This is a genomic window from Caloramator sp. ALD01 (genome assembly GCF_000472625.1).
GTDB lineage: Bacteria > Bacillota > Clostridia > Clostridiales > Caloramatoraceae > Thermobrachium > Thermobrachium proteoclasticum.
The window spans coordinates 20,432-35,664 of record NZ_AXAA01000011.1 but is presented as its reverse complement, the minus strand read 5'-3'; the positions used below and the strand labels follow the sequence as shown (position 1 = coordinate 35,664).

14 protein-coding genes and 1 tRNA gene are annotated in these 15,233 nt (G+C 29.1%); 2 read left to right on the top strand and 13 right to left on the bottom strand.

The features are described 5' to 3' along the window. Nucleotides 1-124: 124 nt before the first annotated feature. From A3M9_RS0106795 to A3M9_RS0106785, 3 genes are read right to left on the bottom strand one after another with little or no spacing between them, the layout of a single operon-like run. Nucleotides 125-811, bottom strand: coding sequence for a TVP38/TMEM64 family protein (locus tag A3M9_RS0106795; RefSeq protein WP_027308557.1), 687 nt, complete (start codon nucleotides 809-811; stop codon nucleotides 125-127). After that, nucleotides 811-975, bottom strand: a complete 165-nt coding sequence (locus A3M9_RS14615) for a hypothetical protein (RefSeq protein WP_156897880.1) — start codon at nucleotides 973-975, stop codon at nucleotides 811-813. Before A3M9_RS14615 ends, A3M9_RS0106795 begins: the two co-directional genes overlap by 1 nt. Then, entirely contained in the window at nucleotides 951-2,138 is a 1,188-nt protein-coding gene (locus A3M9_RS0106785; RefSeq protein WP_027308556.1) for a D-alanyl-D-alanine carboxypeptidase family protein, read from the bottom strand. Before A3M9_RS0106785 ends, A3M9_RS14615 begins: the two co-directional genes overlap by 25 nt. 121 nt (nucleotides 2,139-2,259) lie before the next feature. Between A3M9_RS0106785 and A3M9_RS0106780 the strand changes: the two genes are divergently transcribed. Beyond that, complete coding sequence (locus tag A3M9_RS0106780; protein WP_027308555.1) at nucleotides 2,260-3,237, top strand: biotin--[acetyl-CoA-carboxylase] ligase; 978 nt, start codon at nucleotides 2,260-2,262, stop codon at nucleotides 3,235-3,237. A 36-nt stretch (nucleotides 3,238-3,273) separates the two neighbouring features. On the opposite strand, the gene A3M9_RS0106775 is transcribed toward A3M9_RS0106780, so the two are convergent. The 6 genes from A3M9_RS0106775 to A3M9_RS0106750 form a co-directional block, all read right to left on the bottom strand. Beyond that, nucleotides 3,274-3,810 (bottom strand): biotin transporter BioY, encoded by a 537-nt coding sequence (locus A3M9_RS0106775; protein ID WP_027308554.1) that lies wholly within the window; start codon nucleotides 3,808-3,810, stop codon nucleotides 3,274-3,276. A 121-nt stretch (nucleotides 3,811-3,931) separates the two neighbouring features. Continuing rightward, a tRNA-Sec gene (locus tag A3M9_RS0106770) sits at nucleotides 3,932-4,028 on the bottom strand. Nucleotides 4,029-4,095: 67 nt separating this feature from the next. Beyond that, nucleotides 4,096-6,006 (bottom strand): selenocysteine-specific translation elongation factor, encoded by a 1,911-nt coding sequence (gene selB / locus A3M9_RS0106765; RefSeq protein ID WP_027308553.1) that lies wholly within the window; start codon nucleotides 6,004-6,006, stop codon nucleotides 4,096-4,098. Nucleotides 6,007-6,018: 12 nt separating this feature from the next. Continuing rightward, nucleotides 6,019-7,404 (bottom strand): L-seryl-tRNA(Sec) selenium transferase, encoded by a 1,386-nt coding sequence (gene selA, locus A3M9_RS0106760; protein WP_027308552.1) that lies wholly within the window; start codon nucleotides 7,402-7,404, stop codon nucleotides 6,019-6,021. A 9-nt stretch (nucleotides 7,405-7,413) separates the two neighbouring features. Next, nucleotides 7,414-8,445: a selenide, water dikinase SelD gene (gene selD, locus A3M9_RS0106755; protein ID WP_084106422.1), complete on the bottom strand. Its 1,032-nt coding sequence runs from the start codon at nucleotides 8,443-8,445 to the stop codon at nucleotides 7,414-7,416. A 47-nt stretch (nucleotides 8,446-8,492) separates the two neighbouring features. Beyond that, nucleotides 8,493-9,056 (bottom strand): helix-hairpin-helix domain-containing protein, encoded by a 564-nt coding sequence (locus tag A3M9_RS0106750; protein WP_051350634.1) that lies wholly within the window; start codon nucleotides 9,054-9,056, stop codon nucleotides 8,493-8,495. 121 nt (nucleotides 9,057-9,177) lie between these two features. Between A3M9_RS0106750 and A3M9_RS0106745 the strand changes: the two genes are divergently transcribed. After that, nucleotides 9,178-10,383, top strand: coding sequence for a D-alanyl-D-alanine carboxypeptidase family protein (locus A3M9_RS0106745; RefSeq protein WP_027308549.1), 1,206 nt, complete (start codon nucleotides 9,178-9,180; stop codon nucleotides 10,381-10,383). Between the two features lie 10 nt (nucleotides 10,384-10,393). Here the strand turns inward: A3M9_RS0106745 and A3M9_RS0106740 are convergent, their stop codons facing one another. The 4 genes from A3M9_RS0106740 to A3M9_RS13370 all read right to left on the bottom strand — a co-directional run bounded on the left by A3M9_RS0106740 (nucleotide 10,394) and on the right by A3M9_RS13370 (nucleotide 15,233). Beyond that, the gene (locus A3M9_RS0106740) at nucleotides 10,394-10,777 is read right to left on the bottom strand and encodes a RidA family protein (RefSeq protein WP_027308548.1); all 384 of its coding nucleotides are present in this window, start codon (nucleotides 10,775-10,777) and stop codon (nucleotides 10,394-10,396) included. 172 nt (nucleotides 10,778-10,949) lie between these two features. Beyond that, nucleotides 10,950-13,421, bottom strand: coding sequence for a leucine--tRNA ligase (leuS, locus tag A3M9_RS0106735; protein ID WP_027308547.1), 2,472 nt, complete (start codon nucleotides 13,419-13,421; stop codon nucleotides 10,950-10,952). A gap of 284 nt (nucleotides 13,422-13,705) precedes the next feature. After that, nucleotides 13,706-14,044 carry a ribosome silencing factor gene (gene rsfS / locus A3M9_RS0106730; RefSeq protein WP_051350642.1) on the bottom strand — a complete coding sequence of 113 codons (339 nt, stop codon included), beginning with the start codon at nucleotides 14,042-14,044 and terminating at the stop codon, nucleotides 13,706-13,708. 76 nt (nucleotides 14,045-14,120) lie between these two features. Beyond that, entirely contained in the window at nucleotides 14,121-15,233 is a 1,113-nt protein-coding gene (locus A3M9_RS13370; protein ID WP_051350633.1) for an LCP family protein, read from the bottom strand.

Here is a 15,233-nt window from a genome sequence, read left to right as displayed (position 1 = left end):
CAAAAATGGATAAAGGTCTTACTCACAAGCTCTGCTTGTTAACCAACCGGGCATTTGCCGCGATGACGATTGGTTATACCCTTACGAGTCGAGTTACTCCCCTTTATAAGAAATTTTATACTCTTTATTTGTTATTGTCAATATCTGATATTAAATTTTTTACAATTGATTCATCGCTTTTATTGCCCTTATGCCTTACTTTTAATAAAACAGGAATTAATGATAAAAGAATAATCATAACTACTGAAAATACAAATTGTTTGGAATAAACATTATTTAAAGAACTACCAAAATTGCTGTAGACAAATGTTCCAGGAATTATACCTAAAAAAGAGGCTAATGTATACTTAATTATATTTATTTTTGAAAGACCACATATATAACTAACAACATCACAGGGTAAAATTGGAATAACCCTCATTAAAAATGTAATCTTAAAAGCATTTTTTTCGTCAAAGGAATACTTTTCAATTTTGTCTCCAAAATACCTCTGAAAAAAATCAGCACCTAAAAACCAAGATATATAATACGCAATTATTGAACCAACCGTACTGCCAAGAACAGTTAATATTGTTCCCTTTATAGAACCAAACAATATTCCTCCTAAAACAGAAAATAACCCTATTGGTAAAAGGAGTATGGGCCTTAATATGCATAACAAGAAAAATATAAAGGGAGCTAAATTATTATAAGATGTAACAATTTGTTTTACATCATTTAAATTGTATAGATGAAATTTAACAACAATTATTGTAATTATGCTTAAGAATGCTGCCAAAATTATAAATTTTACATTTCCTAATTTATACATCACTCCATCTCCATTAAACCCTTTATATTCAAGATAAATTCTTTTTTATTTTTTGTTAATTCCTCATATTCTTCTTTAGTAATTTTGTTTTCCAAAAGCAGATTATCTGCAAGTTCAATGAACCGTTCACAAAGTAAAATCAAATCGTCTTTAACTTTATCCATCCAAACCACCCCAACTCTTTTAAAAGATAAAAAATATATTCTTTTATTTTATAAAAAATGCTCTTTCTATTAAAATCTGAAGTTGCAACTGCATCTACTTCAACCTGACCTACACTTGTTTTTATAGTAATTTTACCTACGTTATCTCCTTTTTTTATATTATTCTTCAGATTTTTATTCAATTGACAATTTATTACTACGGTTTCATTTTTTTTCTTTAAAACTACAACATCAGTCCTTGGTGAATATTTTATTTTTTCTCCAATAAAGTCTTTATTTTCTATTTCAAAAACATCCTTGTTAGTTACTACAAAATTTTCATAATTATTAATGGCATAATTCAATATTTTCTTTGTATCTTCAAACCTGTCGTTTTTTGTGTCACAACCCAATACAACACTTATAAATCTAAGTGGTTTCCCATTTCCATTGGAATTAGTAACATCTATAGTTGTAACTAAGCAATAACCTGCCTCATCAGTATAACCTGTCTTTAAACCATCTACCCCTTTAAAATTTCCCAATAGTTTATTTGTTGAAAAATAAATCTTATTTTTATACTTAAAGCTTTTTAGAGAAGTATATTTTAATATATCATAATATTTTTTAAGAATATTGTAAGAGAGCAATGCCTGTTCATAGGCAGTAGATACATTATATTTATTGTTTTTAGTTAATCCAGATGAATTTATATAATGCGTATTATTTAAACCTAATAATTTAGCATTTTCATTCATTCTATATATAAAATCTTCTTTTTTAGTTCTGCAAAATTCCTGTTCAAGTACTTCTGGTGCATTATTAGCAGAAAAAACTAACATAGCTGTTATTAAATCATCTATTTTTACTTTTTCTCCATAATTAACATTTAATATTGGTTCATCATAGTTAAATTTCTTATTATCTATGTTGTATATAATAAAATTATTTTTATATTCGTTACCTACACCCTCAATAAATGTATAATAGGTCATTAATTTTGTTAATGATGCTATTGCTCTTTTTTCATCCTTGTTTTTATCAAACAATACCCTTCCAGATTCTGCATCAATCAAAACAGCTGATTTGCAGTTTAATTCGTATTTTAATTCACCTGCATTAGCTTTTAAAATATTAGATATCAGAATAATAAATGTTATAATAAAAATTGATGTCCTTTTCATTTGCCACCTCTCTAATTATTTTAACAATATATTCCTTTAATTGCAATATTTTTTTAATTATTGATACTTCTGCATTTTCTAATATATAATAAAATAGAAATACCATCAATGGGGTGATTTAATGAAATCTAAAATTCTAAATATTTTAAGGTCATCTGATACATATGTTTCAGGGGAAGAAATAAGTAAATTATTAGGCATTTCACGTGCTGCCATATGGAAACATATAAATCAGCTAAAGAAGGAAGGTTATCAAATAGATTCATTAACTAAAAACGGCTATAAACTTATTAGTTCCCCAGATATTTTATCCTTTGATGAAATATCACCATTTTTAAAAACAAAATTTATAGGTCACGATATTTTGTATTTTGAAAGCATTGATTCAACTAACACTTTTGCAAAGTCTATTTCACAAAACTGTAAAGATGGGTTAGTTATAATAGCAGAAGAACAAACAAAGGGTAGAGGTAGATTAGGTAGAACCTGGGTATCACCTAAAAGAAAAGGTATTTGGATGTCAATAATTCTCCATCCTAATCTACCTCCTACAGAGGCACATAAATTAACAATTATTACTGCCTCATCAATATATAATACACTTTGCAAATTCAATGTTGATATAAAAATCAAATGGCCAAATGACATTTTAATTAATGGAAAAAAGGTATGTGGAATTTTAACAGAAATGAATGCAGAATTAAATCACATTAATTCCTTAGTAATTGGAATTGGAATAAATGTAAATACAGAAGTAGAAGATTTTAATGAAGAATTAACGAAAATTGCAACCTCATTAAGAATAGAAACAGGAAAATTTATTGATAGAAAAAAATTAACTGCTGAAATATTAAACAACTTTGAGGATTTTTATATAGACTATTTATCTACAAAAGATATAAGACCTTATTTAGAAATAGTACGTAAAAATTCTGCTTTAATAAATAAATATGTTGAAATAATTAAACCTAACGAAAAATATATAGCAAAAGTAGTAGATATTGATGATGACGGACAATTAGTTATAGACAATGATGGAAAAATTGAAAAATTGCTTTCAGGAGAAGTAAGTCTACACAATATGTATAATGGAAAATAAAAGAATGCCGATAAATACTTTCGGCATTCTTTTATTTTAATTTCTAATCTTATTTATTTTCAAACCAACAAATGCAGCAATAAAACATTTTATAACATCAAAGGGTAAAAATATCAAAATACCATTCTTAATTGCCCAAAACATAGTTACACCTTTTTTAAAATATATATTTAAAATTAAATATAAATATGTTACCCCTAATAGATAGACAACAGCAAGTCCTAACAAACCTGCTATTATATAGGCAACTATATTTTGCCTTTTAACTTTTTCAATTATTCTACCTGTTGTATACGCACCTAATATAAAACCTACTATATATCCAAAACTTGGTTTTAATATTACCTGTATCCCTGCAGTTCCACCTGCAAAGACTGGAATACCTATTAGTCCCATAAGTAAATATAGTATCTGCGAAAGTGCTGCCCTTTTTGCTCCTAAAACTATTCCAGACATAATAACGAAAATTATTTGTAAGGTAAAAGGCACATAAAATATGGGAATGTTTATGTATGCACCTATAGCTGTTAATATTGAAAATAAACTAATTATTACTAAATCCCTTGTTTTCATAATTACCTCCTTTGTAAACTTGTTATTGTTTATTGGTTTACATTTATTATAATAAAAATTATTTTGATTGTCAAACATTAAAAAATAAAAAAACGCCCTTTAGGCGTTTAGAATTCTTATCTGGCGGGAGTATGTGGGAATCGAACCCACCCAACGGGTTATTAGCCCGTCAACTCGGTTTTGAAGACCGGTAGGCACACCAGCACCTATCTACCCCCGTGCCATTTTATTATACATTAAATATTTCTATTTGTAAATAAAATAAACAAACAAAAATTATTAATTTTATCTATAGAGCACTCTTTTATCTTCAATCCTTTTTGTAAACTTTATTGAATCTAAGTATTCTAATATCATTACAGCATATTTTCTATTCAATTTTAATTCATCTCTAAATGTTGAAGTTGAAATCTCACCCTTTTTTTCTATATAGTCCGCAATCCATTGCTTTACATAATCTATATTATCTTTCATAATATAGTATTCATTTTCAATTTTCACTAAAACTTCATCTTCTATCAATAGATTTAAAATTGCTTTTGCCGTCTCCTTTTCTCTTCCAAAAATATCTAAAATAGTATCAATTTTAGGCGGCATTAAGTTTGCATTTTTTAATTCATTTAATATTTTTTCTTTTATTTCTGTCTGTCTCTTATTAAGTTTTATTTCAAAACCCTTTAGCTTTACATATTTTGTATTTAAATCAATTGTATCCTCTCTTAGTAAATTAAATAACATATCAATTAACTTAGTCCTTTTTTCTTGTTCAAAAAGCTTATTTTTAAATTCCTCTTTATTCATACCATAATTTAATGGATTTTTAATGTGATATTCATTTAAAATTTGCTTTGCGTCTTCTTTAAGACTTTTTATATAGGAAAAGTGAACATAAATTTTTTCAGTTCCAATATCAATTAAATGCACTCTTTTATCGATACATAAACCTTCGATAATTTGTTCCAAATTTTCTATTCCTCTACCAGCTAATTTTCTTATTTCATCTATATTGGGGAAACTTTGACTATGCTTTTCAATTATCTTTTCAACCAATTCATAAGCTGTACCTTTTTCTTTTATTAATAACTCCTCAATCACCCTTGAATCGCCTATCTTATGCTTTTTAGCATTAGGTTCTAATATTGTTCCTCCCCCTATTGTAATCATAGGTGAATATGTTCTTATTATAAATTTATCTCCTCTTCTTGACGCAATTGGTTCTTCTAACCTAAATTGAACTAATGCCGTATCCCCAGGTGCTAATTCATCTTTTTCTAACAATATGACTCTTCCTATAATCTCTTTTGTTCCGTGATATAGCTTAATTCTATCTCTATTTTTTAGTTTTTTAGGTGCATCCTCTAAATAATTTAACCTACAATCAATCATCATAGAACTTTCTAAACTCCCTATTTTTGCAACAACATCTCCTCTTTCAACATCATCTTTTTTTACACCTGATATATTTATTGCTACTCTTTGACCTGCAAATGCCGTTTTTACATCTTTTTCGTGAACCTGTAAATTTCTAACTTTACCCCTTAGCCCTTTTGTGTATATTTCACATTCTTCACCAACAGTTATACTTCCTGATATTAATGTTCCTGTCACAACAGTACCAAATCCCGGTACAGTAAAGCTTCTATCTACAGGCAATCTAAAATCTGTTAATATATCCCTTTCATTAATTTCTTTAGTCAGATTATCAATAGTATTTACAAGCATATCAATACCTTCCTTTGTAATAGAAGATACTGGTATTATTGGTGCACCTTTAAATGGAGTATCCTTTAAAAATTCCTTTACATCATCTGAAACAAATTGAAGCCACTCTTTATCAACTAAATCTATTTTGGTTAACACTACAATTCCTTTTTTTATGTCAAGTAACTTTAAAATATTTAGATGTTCCCTTGTTTGAGGCATTATCCCCTCATCTGCAGCAATAACAAGAAGAAAAATATCTATTCCACTTACACCTGCCAACATATTTTTTATAAATTTTTCGTGTCCAGGAACATCAACTATACCTGCTCTTCTTTTACTTGGTAGATCAAAATAAGTAAAACCCAAATTTATTGTAATTCCTCTTTCTTTTTCTTCTCTTAATGTATCCGTATCTCTGCCTGTCAAAGCTTTAATTAATGTAGTTTTTCCATGATCTATATGTCCTGCTGTTCCTATAATTACATTTTGCATTAATATTGCCTCCTATAAGATGCCATCTAAATTATTTTTTATTATCGTATAATCATCCTCAAACAAAGTTCTAACATCTAATATAATACTATTTCTACCAACTCTTACAACTACAGGTATTTGACATTTTCTAAGTTCTTCTTCTATCTTTTCAACTTTTTTATTTTTAGGTTCTATAAAAACAGCAAATGTTGGAATTGTTTCAAGAGGCATTGCACCACCACCAACAGTTGAATAATCTTCTCTTACAGTAATTTTTGCCCTATCCTCTTTAATTGCTCTTTTCAATATTCTTAATAATTTATTAGCCCTCCTTCTAAGTTCTTCATAATCAAGTGTTAACATATTTAATATAGGAATATCCTTTACAGCTCGTTCTTCATCTAAATATAAATTTAATGTAGCTTCAAGTGCAGCTAGTGTAAATTTATCTATTCTTAATGCTCTTGTTAGCTGTTTTTTTTTCATTCTTTGGATTAATTCCTTTTTACCTACAATTATTCCAGCTTGAGGTCCACCCAACAATTTATCTCCACTAAACGTAACAACATCAACACCTTTTTTTATACTGTTTTGTACAGTTGGCTCATAGTTCAACCCATATTTTGATAGATCAATTAATACACCACTTCCAATATCCTCGATAAGAGGTAATTTATATTTTTCCTTTAATACAACAAGTTCATCTAAACTGACTTCTTCAGTAAAGCCAAGAATTCTATAATTACTTTGATGCACTTTTAGCAGAGCTGCCGTATTTTCATTTATTGCACACTCATAATCATATAAATGTGTTCTATTTGTTGTTCCTATTTCTTTAAGTATGGCACCGCTTTGTTCCATAACTAAAGGAATTCTAAATGAACCCCCAATTTCTACTAATTGTCCTCTTGATACTATAACTTCCTTATTTTTTGCAATTGTTGATAATACTAAAAGCACTGCAGCTGCATTATTATTAACAACCATTGCAGCCTCTGCTCCTGTTAATTTACATATAATATGTTCTACGTGACTGTATCTTGAGCCTCTTTTACCCTCATCTAAATTATATTCTAAATTGTTATATCTTTCTCCTATTTCCATAACTTGCTCTAATGCATATTTAGAAATTGGTGCTCTTCCTAAGTTAGTATGAATTACTGTTCCTGTTGCATTTATTACTCTTCTTAAGCTTGGTCTATAATTTATCTCTAATTGGTTACAAATATCTCTTATTATTTCTTCAATATCAATCTCTTGTATATTGCCAGATAAAATTCTTTTTCGATAACTATCTACTACAGTTCTTATAACATCAAGGACATAATTTCTTGGAAATTTGTCTAAAAATACCTTAATTCTTTTTTCATTTAATAATACATCAACTTTAGGAAGTGATGATAATAGTTTATTCATTTTGACCTCCTATTCAATATATATGTATTTTCCATCAAATTCTGTAACATAACCTACTATAAATGCTTGTACATTATTTTGTTCTAAATCCCTTAACAAATTTATAGCTTCATCACCAGCTAATGAAAATACAAGACCACCGGATGTTTGTGGATCAAATACTATATCCTCAATAAATTCACTATTTTTTAGATTAATATATTTGTCCTTCAAATATTCCTTATTTCTATAGCAACCTGCTGGTATAATACCCATCTTTGCAAATTCTTCTACTCCAGTTAATAATTTAATAGAATCCCACTCAATATGAATTGTTACATTACTGCCCTTTGCCATTTCATAAAGATGTCCTGCAAGTCCAAATCCAGTAATATCTGTACAAGAATTTATTTTATAGTTTTTTGCAATTTTAGCTGCATACATATTTAAAGTCGACATTGTTTTTACCGCTTCTTCTATCTGTTTCTCTTCAGCTAGTTCTCCTTTTATTGCTGTATTTATTATACCTGTTCCTATTGGCTTTGTTAAAATAAGCAGATCTCCCGGTTTTGAATTTGAATTAACCCATATATTATTTGGCTTTACAACTCCAATGACAGACAATCCATATTTAGGCTCATCATCATCTATAGTATGACCACCTGCAATAATAGCATTGGCCTCTATTACTTTATCAGCACCACCCTTTAATATATCACCTAAAATATTAATGTCTTTGCAGGCAGGGAAGCAGGCTATATTTAATGCCAATAAAACATCTCCACCCATAGCATATATGTCACTTAGTGAATTTGCAGCAGCTATTTGACCAAAAAGATATGGATCATCCACCACAGGAGTAAAAAAATCCACTGTATGTATGATTGCCATTTCTTCATTTATTTTATATACAGCTGCATCATCAGAGGTTTCTATTCCAACAATAAGGTTTTTATCATATACTTTTGGTAAATGACACAGAACCTGTGCCAAGGTCTCAGGACCAATCTTTGCAGCTCAGCCAGCTGCTTTAACCATTTGTGTAAGTTTTATGTCTATCATTATTGTCCCTCCCTTCAAATTTATTTTATTACATTAGTATCATTATATCAATAAATACTAATCAAATCCTTTATGTTTTCAAACATTTTATCACCTATACCACTTACATTTTTTAAATCTTCAATTCTTTTAAAGGGACCATTTTTATTTCTATATTCTATTATTCTTTTAGCAAGAGCGTCTCCTATTCTTGGTAATTTTTTCAACTCTTCTATAGAGGCAGTATTTATATTAATCTTATCTTCATCATCCCTTGAATCTATTATACCTTTATCCTTTTCATTTTTATTCTTTGTGGGAATCTTAATATAATCTTCATCCTTTAATTTAGTAGCTAAATTTACTGCCTCTAAATTCGCATTATCTGTAAAACCACCAGCTAAATAAACTAAATCTATTATACGTTTATCATCATTAATTTTATAAACACCGGGCTTTTTTACTTCACCACATATATAAACTTGAATCTCTTTTTTGTTTGTTGCCTGATTTTTTATTACCACTATATCATCCTCAGCCTTCTTTAATGAATAAAACTTAATAGAACCTATAAAAAGGACTATAATTGCAAATACATATAAACCTACCTTTTGATTTTTTGTTAGATTCATAGTATCACCTCGTATAATAAACTCAATTAAAATTCTAACCAGCTATATTTTATTTAAACTTTATTGTTAATAAAATTTTTTTTTGATATAATTTAACTTACTGAAAGGAGAGAGGCACAAAGTGAAAAGAATATTATTCTTTTTTATAACAATGTTTTTTTGTTTAAATGCATTTAATATATCAGCCTTTGCATTAGAAAATTTTGATTTAACCTCTGAAGCTGCTATTTTAATTGATGCAGATACTGGACAAATACTTTACGAAAAAAATTCCCAACAAATTTTAGCACCAGCCAGTATAACAAAAATATTAACCTCTATAATTGTGATTGAAAAGTGTAATCTACAAGACAAAGTAATAGTAGGTAAAAATCCTCCCTTTGTTGGAGGAAGTAAAATTTATATACACGAAGGAGAAGAGTTTACTGTTGAACAACTACTATACGCTTTAATGCTTGCCTCAGCTAATGATGTCGCTGAAGCCTTAGCTGAACATATATCAGGAAGCGTTGAGGAATTTACTAAACTTATGAATGAATATGCTTATAAAATAGGATGTAAAAATACATATTTTTCAAACCCACACGGTCTTTATGATGAAAATCATTATACAACTGCATACGATATGGCACTTATTGCAAAATATGCAATGAAGAATGAAGTATTTAAAACTATCGTATCAACTCGACAATACATTATACCACCAACAAACAAGCAACCAGAAACAAGATATATTAATAATCATAACAAGCTTCTGTGGAATGGAGGTAAATATTATTATCAATATGCAACAGGAATAAAGACAGGCTACACAATTAAAGCTAAAAATACATTCGTGGGTTCTGCAACAAAGGATGGAATCAATTTAATAGTAGTAGTAATGAAATCACCGTCTCCTGTATATAATGATGTAATTAAGCTTTTTGAATATGGTTTTAATAATTACTCAAAAGAGAAATTAATAGACAGTACTGTTCCCTACACATACCTTAAACTAAATGAAGGCAAAACATTGATACCTGTTGCAGCAAATAGAGATTTTTATTTTATGAAAAATATAAATGATAATAAAATTCCAGCACAAAACGTAATTCTAAAACAAAACATAAAAAGTATACATAAAAATGAAGTAGTAGGAAAAATTGAATTGCTTATTGATGGCAAGGTAATAGACTCAATTGATTTAATCTCTCTACAGGATTATTTAGTTTTCAATAATATGAGTTTAAACAAAATAAACTATAAAATGTATATATATCCTCTTGTAGCTGTATTCCTTTTAAGAGGATTTTATAGAAAATATAAAAGGAAAAAGGGCCTAATATAAAAAGGCCCTTTTATTCTATGTAAGCAATTGCTTCAATTTCAACTAATGCATCCTTTGGTAGCTTACCTACTTGAACTGTTGATCTTGCAGGCATTTTTTCTTTAAAGTATTCACCATATACTTCATTTACTGCAGCAAAATCATTAATATCCTTAAGAAATATAACTGTTTTTATAACTTTATCCATTGAAGTCCCTGCTGCTTCTAATATAGCCTTTACGTTTTCTAATGACTGTCTCGCTGCAAGTTTTACATCATTTGATACAAGCTCACCTGTTTGAGGATTTATTGGTATTTGTCCTGAAGTAAATACTAAATTACCATATTTTATTGCTTGTGAATATGGACCAATTGCTGCTGGAGCATTATTAGTGCTTATAACCACTTTTTCCATTTTACCAACCTCCAATTGTATATTATATATTTATTATAAACTGTCTATCAAAAATTTGCAAATTTTAATTCATTATTCTTTTTATATCAAATATATACTTCATTATTTCGAATTATAACAGGATATATTTTAAAAAAAGCCATAGGAATTTAACCTATGGCTCTTTTTATGCTTACTTTACAACTATATTTACAATTTTTCCTGGTACAACTATTTCTTTTACAATTTGTTTTCCTTCTAAGCTTTGCTTAATCTTTTCATCATTCTTTGCTGTTAATAGTATCTCTTCCTGTGATGCATTTGGTGAAACTAAAATCTTTCCTCTCAACTTTCCATTAATTTGAACAACTATCTCTATTTCATCTTGCTTTAATGCCTCAACATCATAAGTTGGCCACATTTGTTGGTGTACACTTCCTGTTTTTCCTATCATTTCCCAAAGTTCTTCAGTAATATGTGGTACAAATGGAGCTAAAATTAATATTAGCTTTTCTGCTGCCTCTTTTAATATTTCATCCTTTGCATCTTCTTTTTCTTTATATTGATATAGTGCATTTACAAGTTCCATAGTAGCACTTATAGCAGTATTAAAATTAAATCTTTCAGTAATATCCTCAGTTACCTTCTTTACTACTGAGTGTAATATTCTTCTCATTTCCTTATCATCTTTTGATAATTGTTGAAGGTCTATTGTCGAAGTTGTTTTACATCTATCCTTTAGTTCATCAACCAATCTCCAAACTCTATTTAAGAATCTAAAACAACCTTCAACACCTTGATCACTCCACTCTAAGTCTCTCTCTGGAGGTGCAGCAAACATAATAAACAATCTTGCAGTATCTGCTCCATATTCTTTTATTATCTCCTCAGGGCTCACAATATTACCCTTAGATTTTGACATTTTTGCACCATCTTTTAGTACCATTCCTTGAGTTAAAAGATTTTTGAATGGCTCATCTACTGGTGATATTTTGAAATCATATAGAGCTTTCGTAAAAAATCTTGAATATAGTAGGTGTAAAATTGCATGCTCAACTCCACCAACATATTGGTCAACATCCATCCAATACTTTGCTTTTTCAAAATCAAATGCTTTATTTTGATTTGTAGCATCTGTATATCTTAAGAAGTACCAAGATGAGCAAACAAATGTATCCATCGTATCCTTTTCTCTTGTTGCTCTACCACCACATTTTGGGCAAGTTGTATTCATAAATGATTCAGATGTTGTAAGTGGAGACTCCCCTTTTCCAGTAAATACAACATCCTCTGGAAGCAATACAGGAAGCTGTTCTTCAGGTACTGGCACTTCCCCACAATGATCACAATATACTATTGGAATTGGTGCACCCCAATATCTTTGTCTTGATATTAACCAATCTCTTAATCTATAATTTACTTTATAATCTCCAGCTCCTTTTTCCTTTAAATAATCTATTATTTTATTATAAGCCTCTCTATTCTTTATTCCATCAAATTGCTTTGAATTACACATTATTCCATCTTCAGTATATGCATTAGTCATAGTATTAGGATTTAAATTTTCTCCCTCAGGATTTATTACAACTTTAATTGGCAAATTATATTTCTTAGCAAAATCAAAATCTCTTTCATCGTGTGCAGGTACAGCCATAACAGCACCTGTGCCATAATCTAAAAGTACATAGTTTGCTGTTAGAATTGGAATTCTCTCACCATTTGCAGGGTTTATAGCATAGGCTCCAGTAAATACACCCTCTTTTTCTAAATCAGAGGATGTTCTTGTAACTTCATTTACAAATTGCATTTTATTTACAAATTCAGTTACTTGTTTTTCATACTCAGTTCCCTTTGAAATTTCTTGCACCAAAGGATGTTCAGGAGCAAGAACTATATATGTTACACCAAAAACTGTATCTGGTCTTGTAGTAAATACAGTAATCTTATCTTCTCTGCCTTCTATTTTAAAATCTATAAGTGCACCTGTACTTTTTCCTATCCAATTCTCTTGCATTATTTTAACTTTATCAGGCCAACCCTTTAGTCTATCAATATCATTTAAAAGTCTTTCAGCATAATCTGTTATTTTAAAATACCATTGTTCTAAATTCTTCTTGCCTACAGGTGTTCCACATCTTTCACATTCACCATTTACAACCTGCTCATTTGCTAAAACAGTTTCACAAGATGGACACCAATTTACAAATGATTTTTTCTTATAGGCTAAACCATTTTTATACATTTGTAAGAACATCCATTGTGTCCATTTATAATACTCTGGCATACAAGTTTTTACTTCTCTTTGCCAGTCATAACTAAATCCTAATCTTTTTAATTGATCCTCCATTTCAGCCATATTGCTTATTGTCCAATCCTTTGGAGGTATGCCATGTTTTATTGCTGCATTTTCAGCAGGTAATCCAAATGCATCAAAACCTATTGGATGTAGTACATTATACCCTTGCATCCTTTTAAATCTTGCTATAACATCACCTATTGAATAATTTCTAACATGTCCCATATGAAGCTTTCCAGAAGGATAAGGAAACATAACAAGCATATAATACTTTGGTTTTTCTGAAAAATCTTCACCGTGGAAATTATTTTCTTTTTCCCATTTTTCTTGCCACTTTTTTTCTATACCTTCAAAATCATAAAATGCCATAACTCCACCTCCATAAAAATTCTTTTGCAATATAAAAAGCCTCACCCCTAAATATAGGGACGAGGCAACTTCTCGCGGTACCACCCTACTTGACCATAAATTGGTCCACTTAATCAGATATAGGTCTCCCTGCCCTCTTTTCATCGAGGCGAGTTCAGAATTTCGTACAACTGGTTTGCACCGTCCACCAGCTCTCTGAATGCCGTAAATTCCTACTACTCCTCAGAAGGCAACAATATTTATTTTTTGTATATTATACTATATTAATCTTTAATTGTCAAAGATTATATACTAATTGCCTCTGCATCTATCCATAATCTTTCTAAATCATAAAATTCTCTATCTTCTTCATAAAATATGTGTGCAATTACTTCACCATAATCCAACAATATCCACTTTCCAGAATTATATCCTTCTTTATGATTTATTTCATATCCCTTTTCTGCCATCTTTTCTTCTATCTCATCAGCTATAGCTTTAACCTGTATAGTCGATGTCCCACTACAAATAACAAAATAATCCGCTATCTCAGATAAACCTTTAACGTCTAAAATTTTTATATCCCTGGCCTTTTTTTCAGATGCTGTTTTACCAATAAAATATGCCATGCCAGATGTTCCCATCAAGAAACATTCCTCCTAACTTTAATTAAATATTTCTTATTATATTTATATGGTGGTTTAATAAAAAAAGACATAATTATTTTACACTATCTAACCCTAATATGACAACAACATCTTCTTCCTGATTATCATATTTTTTTATTATGCCACATCCTATAATCTCTTTAATTTCTTGGCCAACTTCTTCATCATTACAATATATAAGTGTTTGATCTAATTTTTTGTTATAATTTCCTATTTTACTTACTTCATATTTATTTTCCTTTAGCAATTCTTTATATCTTGCAGCAAGTCCACTTTTATTTGTTGAATTTAATATTTGTATACTACAATCAACCTTATTGCCTGTTATTCTAGATCTATAATATCTTAGAAACTCATAATCATTTTTATAGCTTGGTATATAATATGAAACTGAATTTATATACTTTGGTTCTCCAGACATTACTTTTGTTTTAATCTCATCTTTTGATATGCCTATGAAGGATATAGCATATTTTATCATATCAATTCCATTTAGGTCAGTCTGTACATTTTTTGATACAACACCTAAAATCTTTGGAAACTTTACAAGTGTAAGTGGTGACTTTAGTTTTTCAGCTACTTTTATCAAAAACTCCTGTTGTGTTGATATTCTACCTATATCTCCTAAAGCATATCCACTTCCATCATTATTTTTTCTCCATCTTACAAATTGTTCTGCCTTTTGCCCATCTAAATGCACCTTTTCACCCTTTTTAAAATGTATTTTAATATCTCTTGCATCATAATTCATATCAAAGGGTATAATTACATCAACTCCTCCAATTGCATCAATCAATTCCCTAAAAGCTTTATAATCAACTTTAACATAATTATTTATGTTTATTTTTAACATATCTTCTAACTTATATTTTAATAAATCTATTCCTCCAATAGCGTGTACAGAATTTATTTTTCTAAATTCTCCATTAACCTTTACTCTTGTATCTCTTGGTATTGAATATATAAATATTTTTTTGTCCTTTGGTTCAAGATGAATTAACATTATTGTATCAGAACGTTTAGGAGCATCTTTGTGTTCATAGTCACCTGCATCAACCCCAACTAACAATAAATTTGCTGCTTTTGGTTTATTAATACTTAATATAAATATTGGTATTAAAACTATAAATAAAAGGATTGTAATTATTTTAATTAGTCTTTTCAT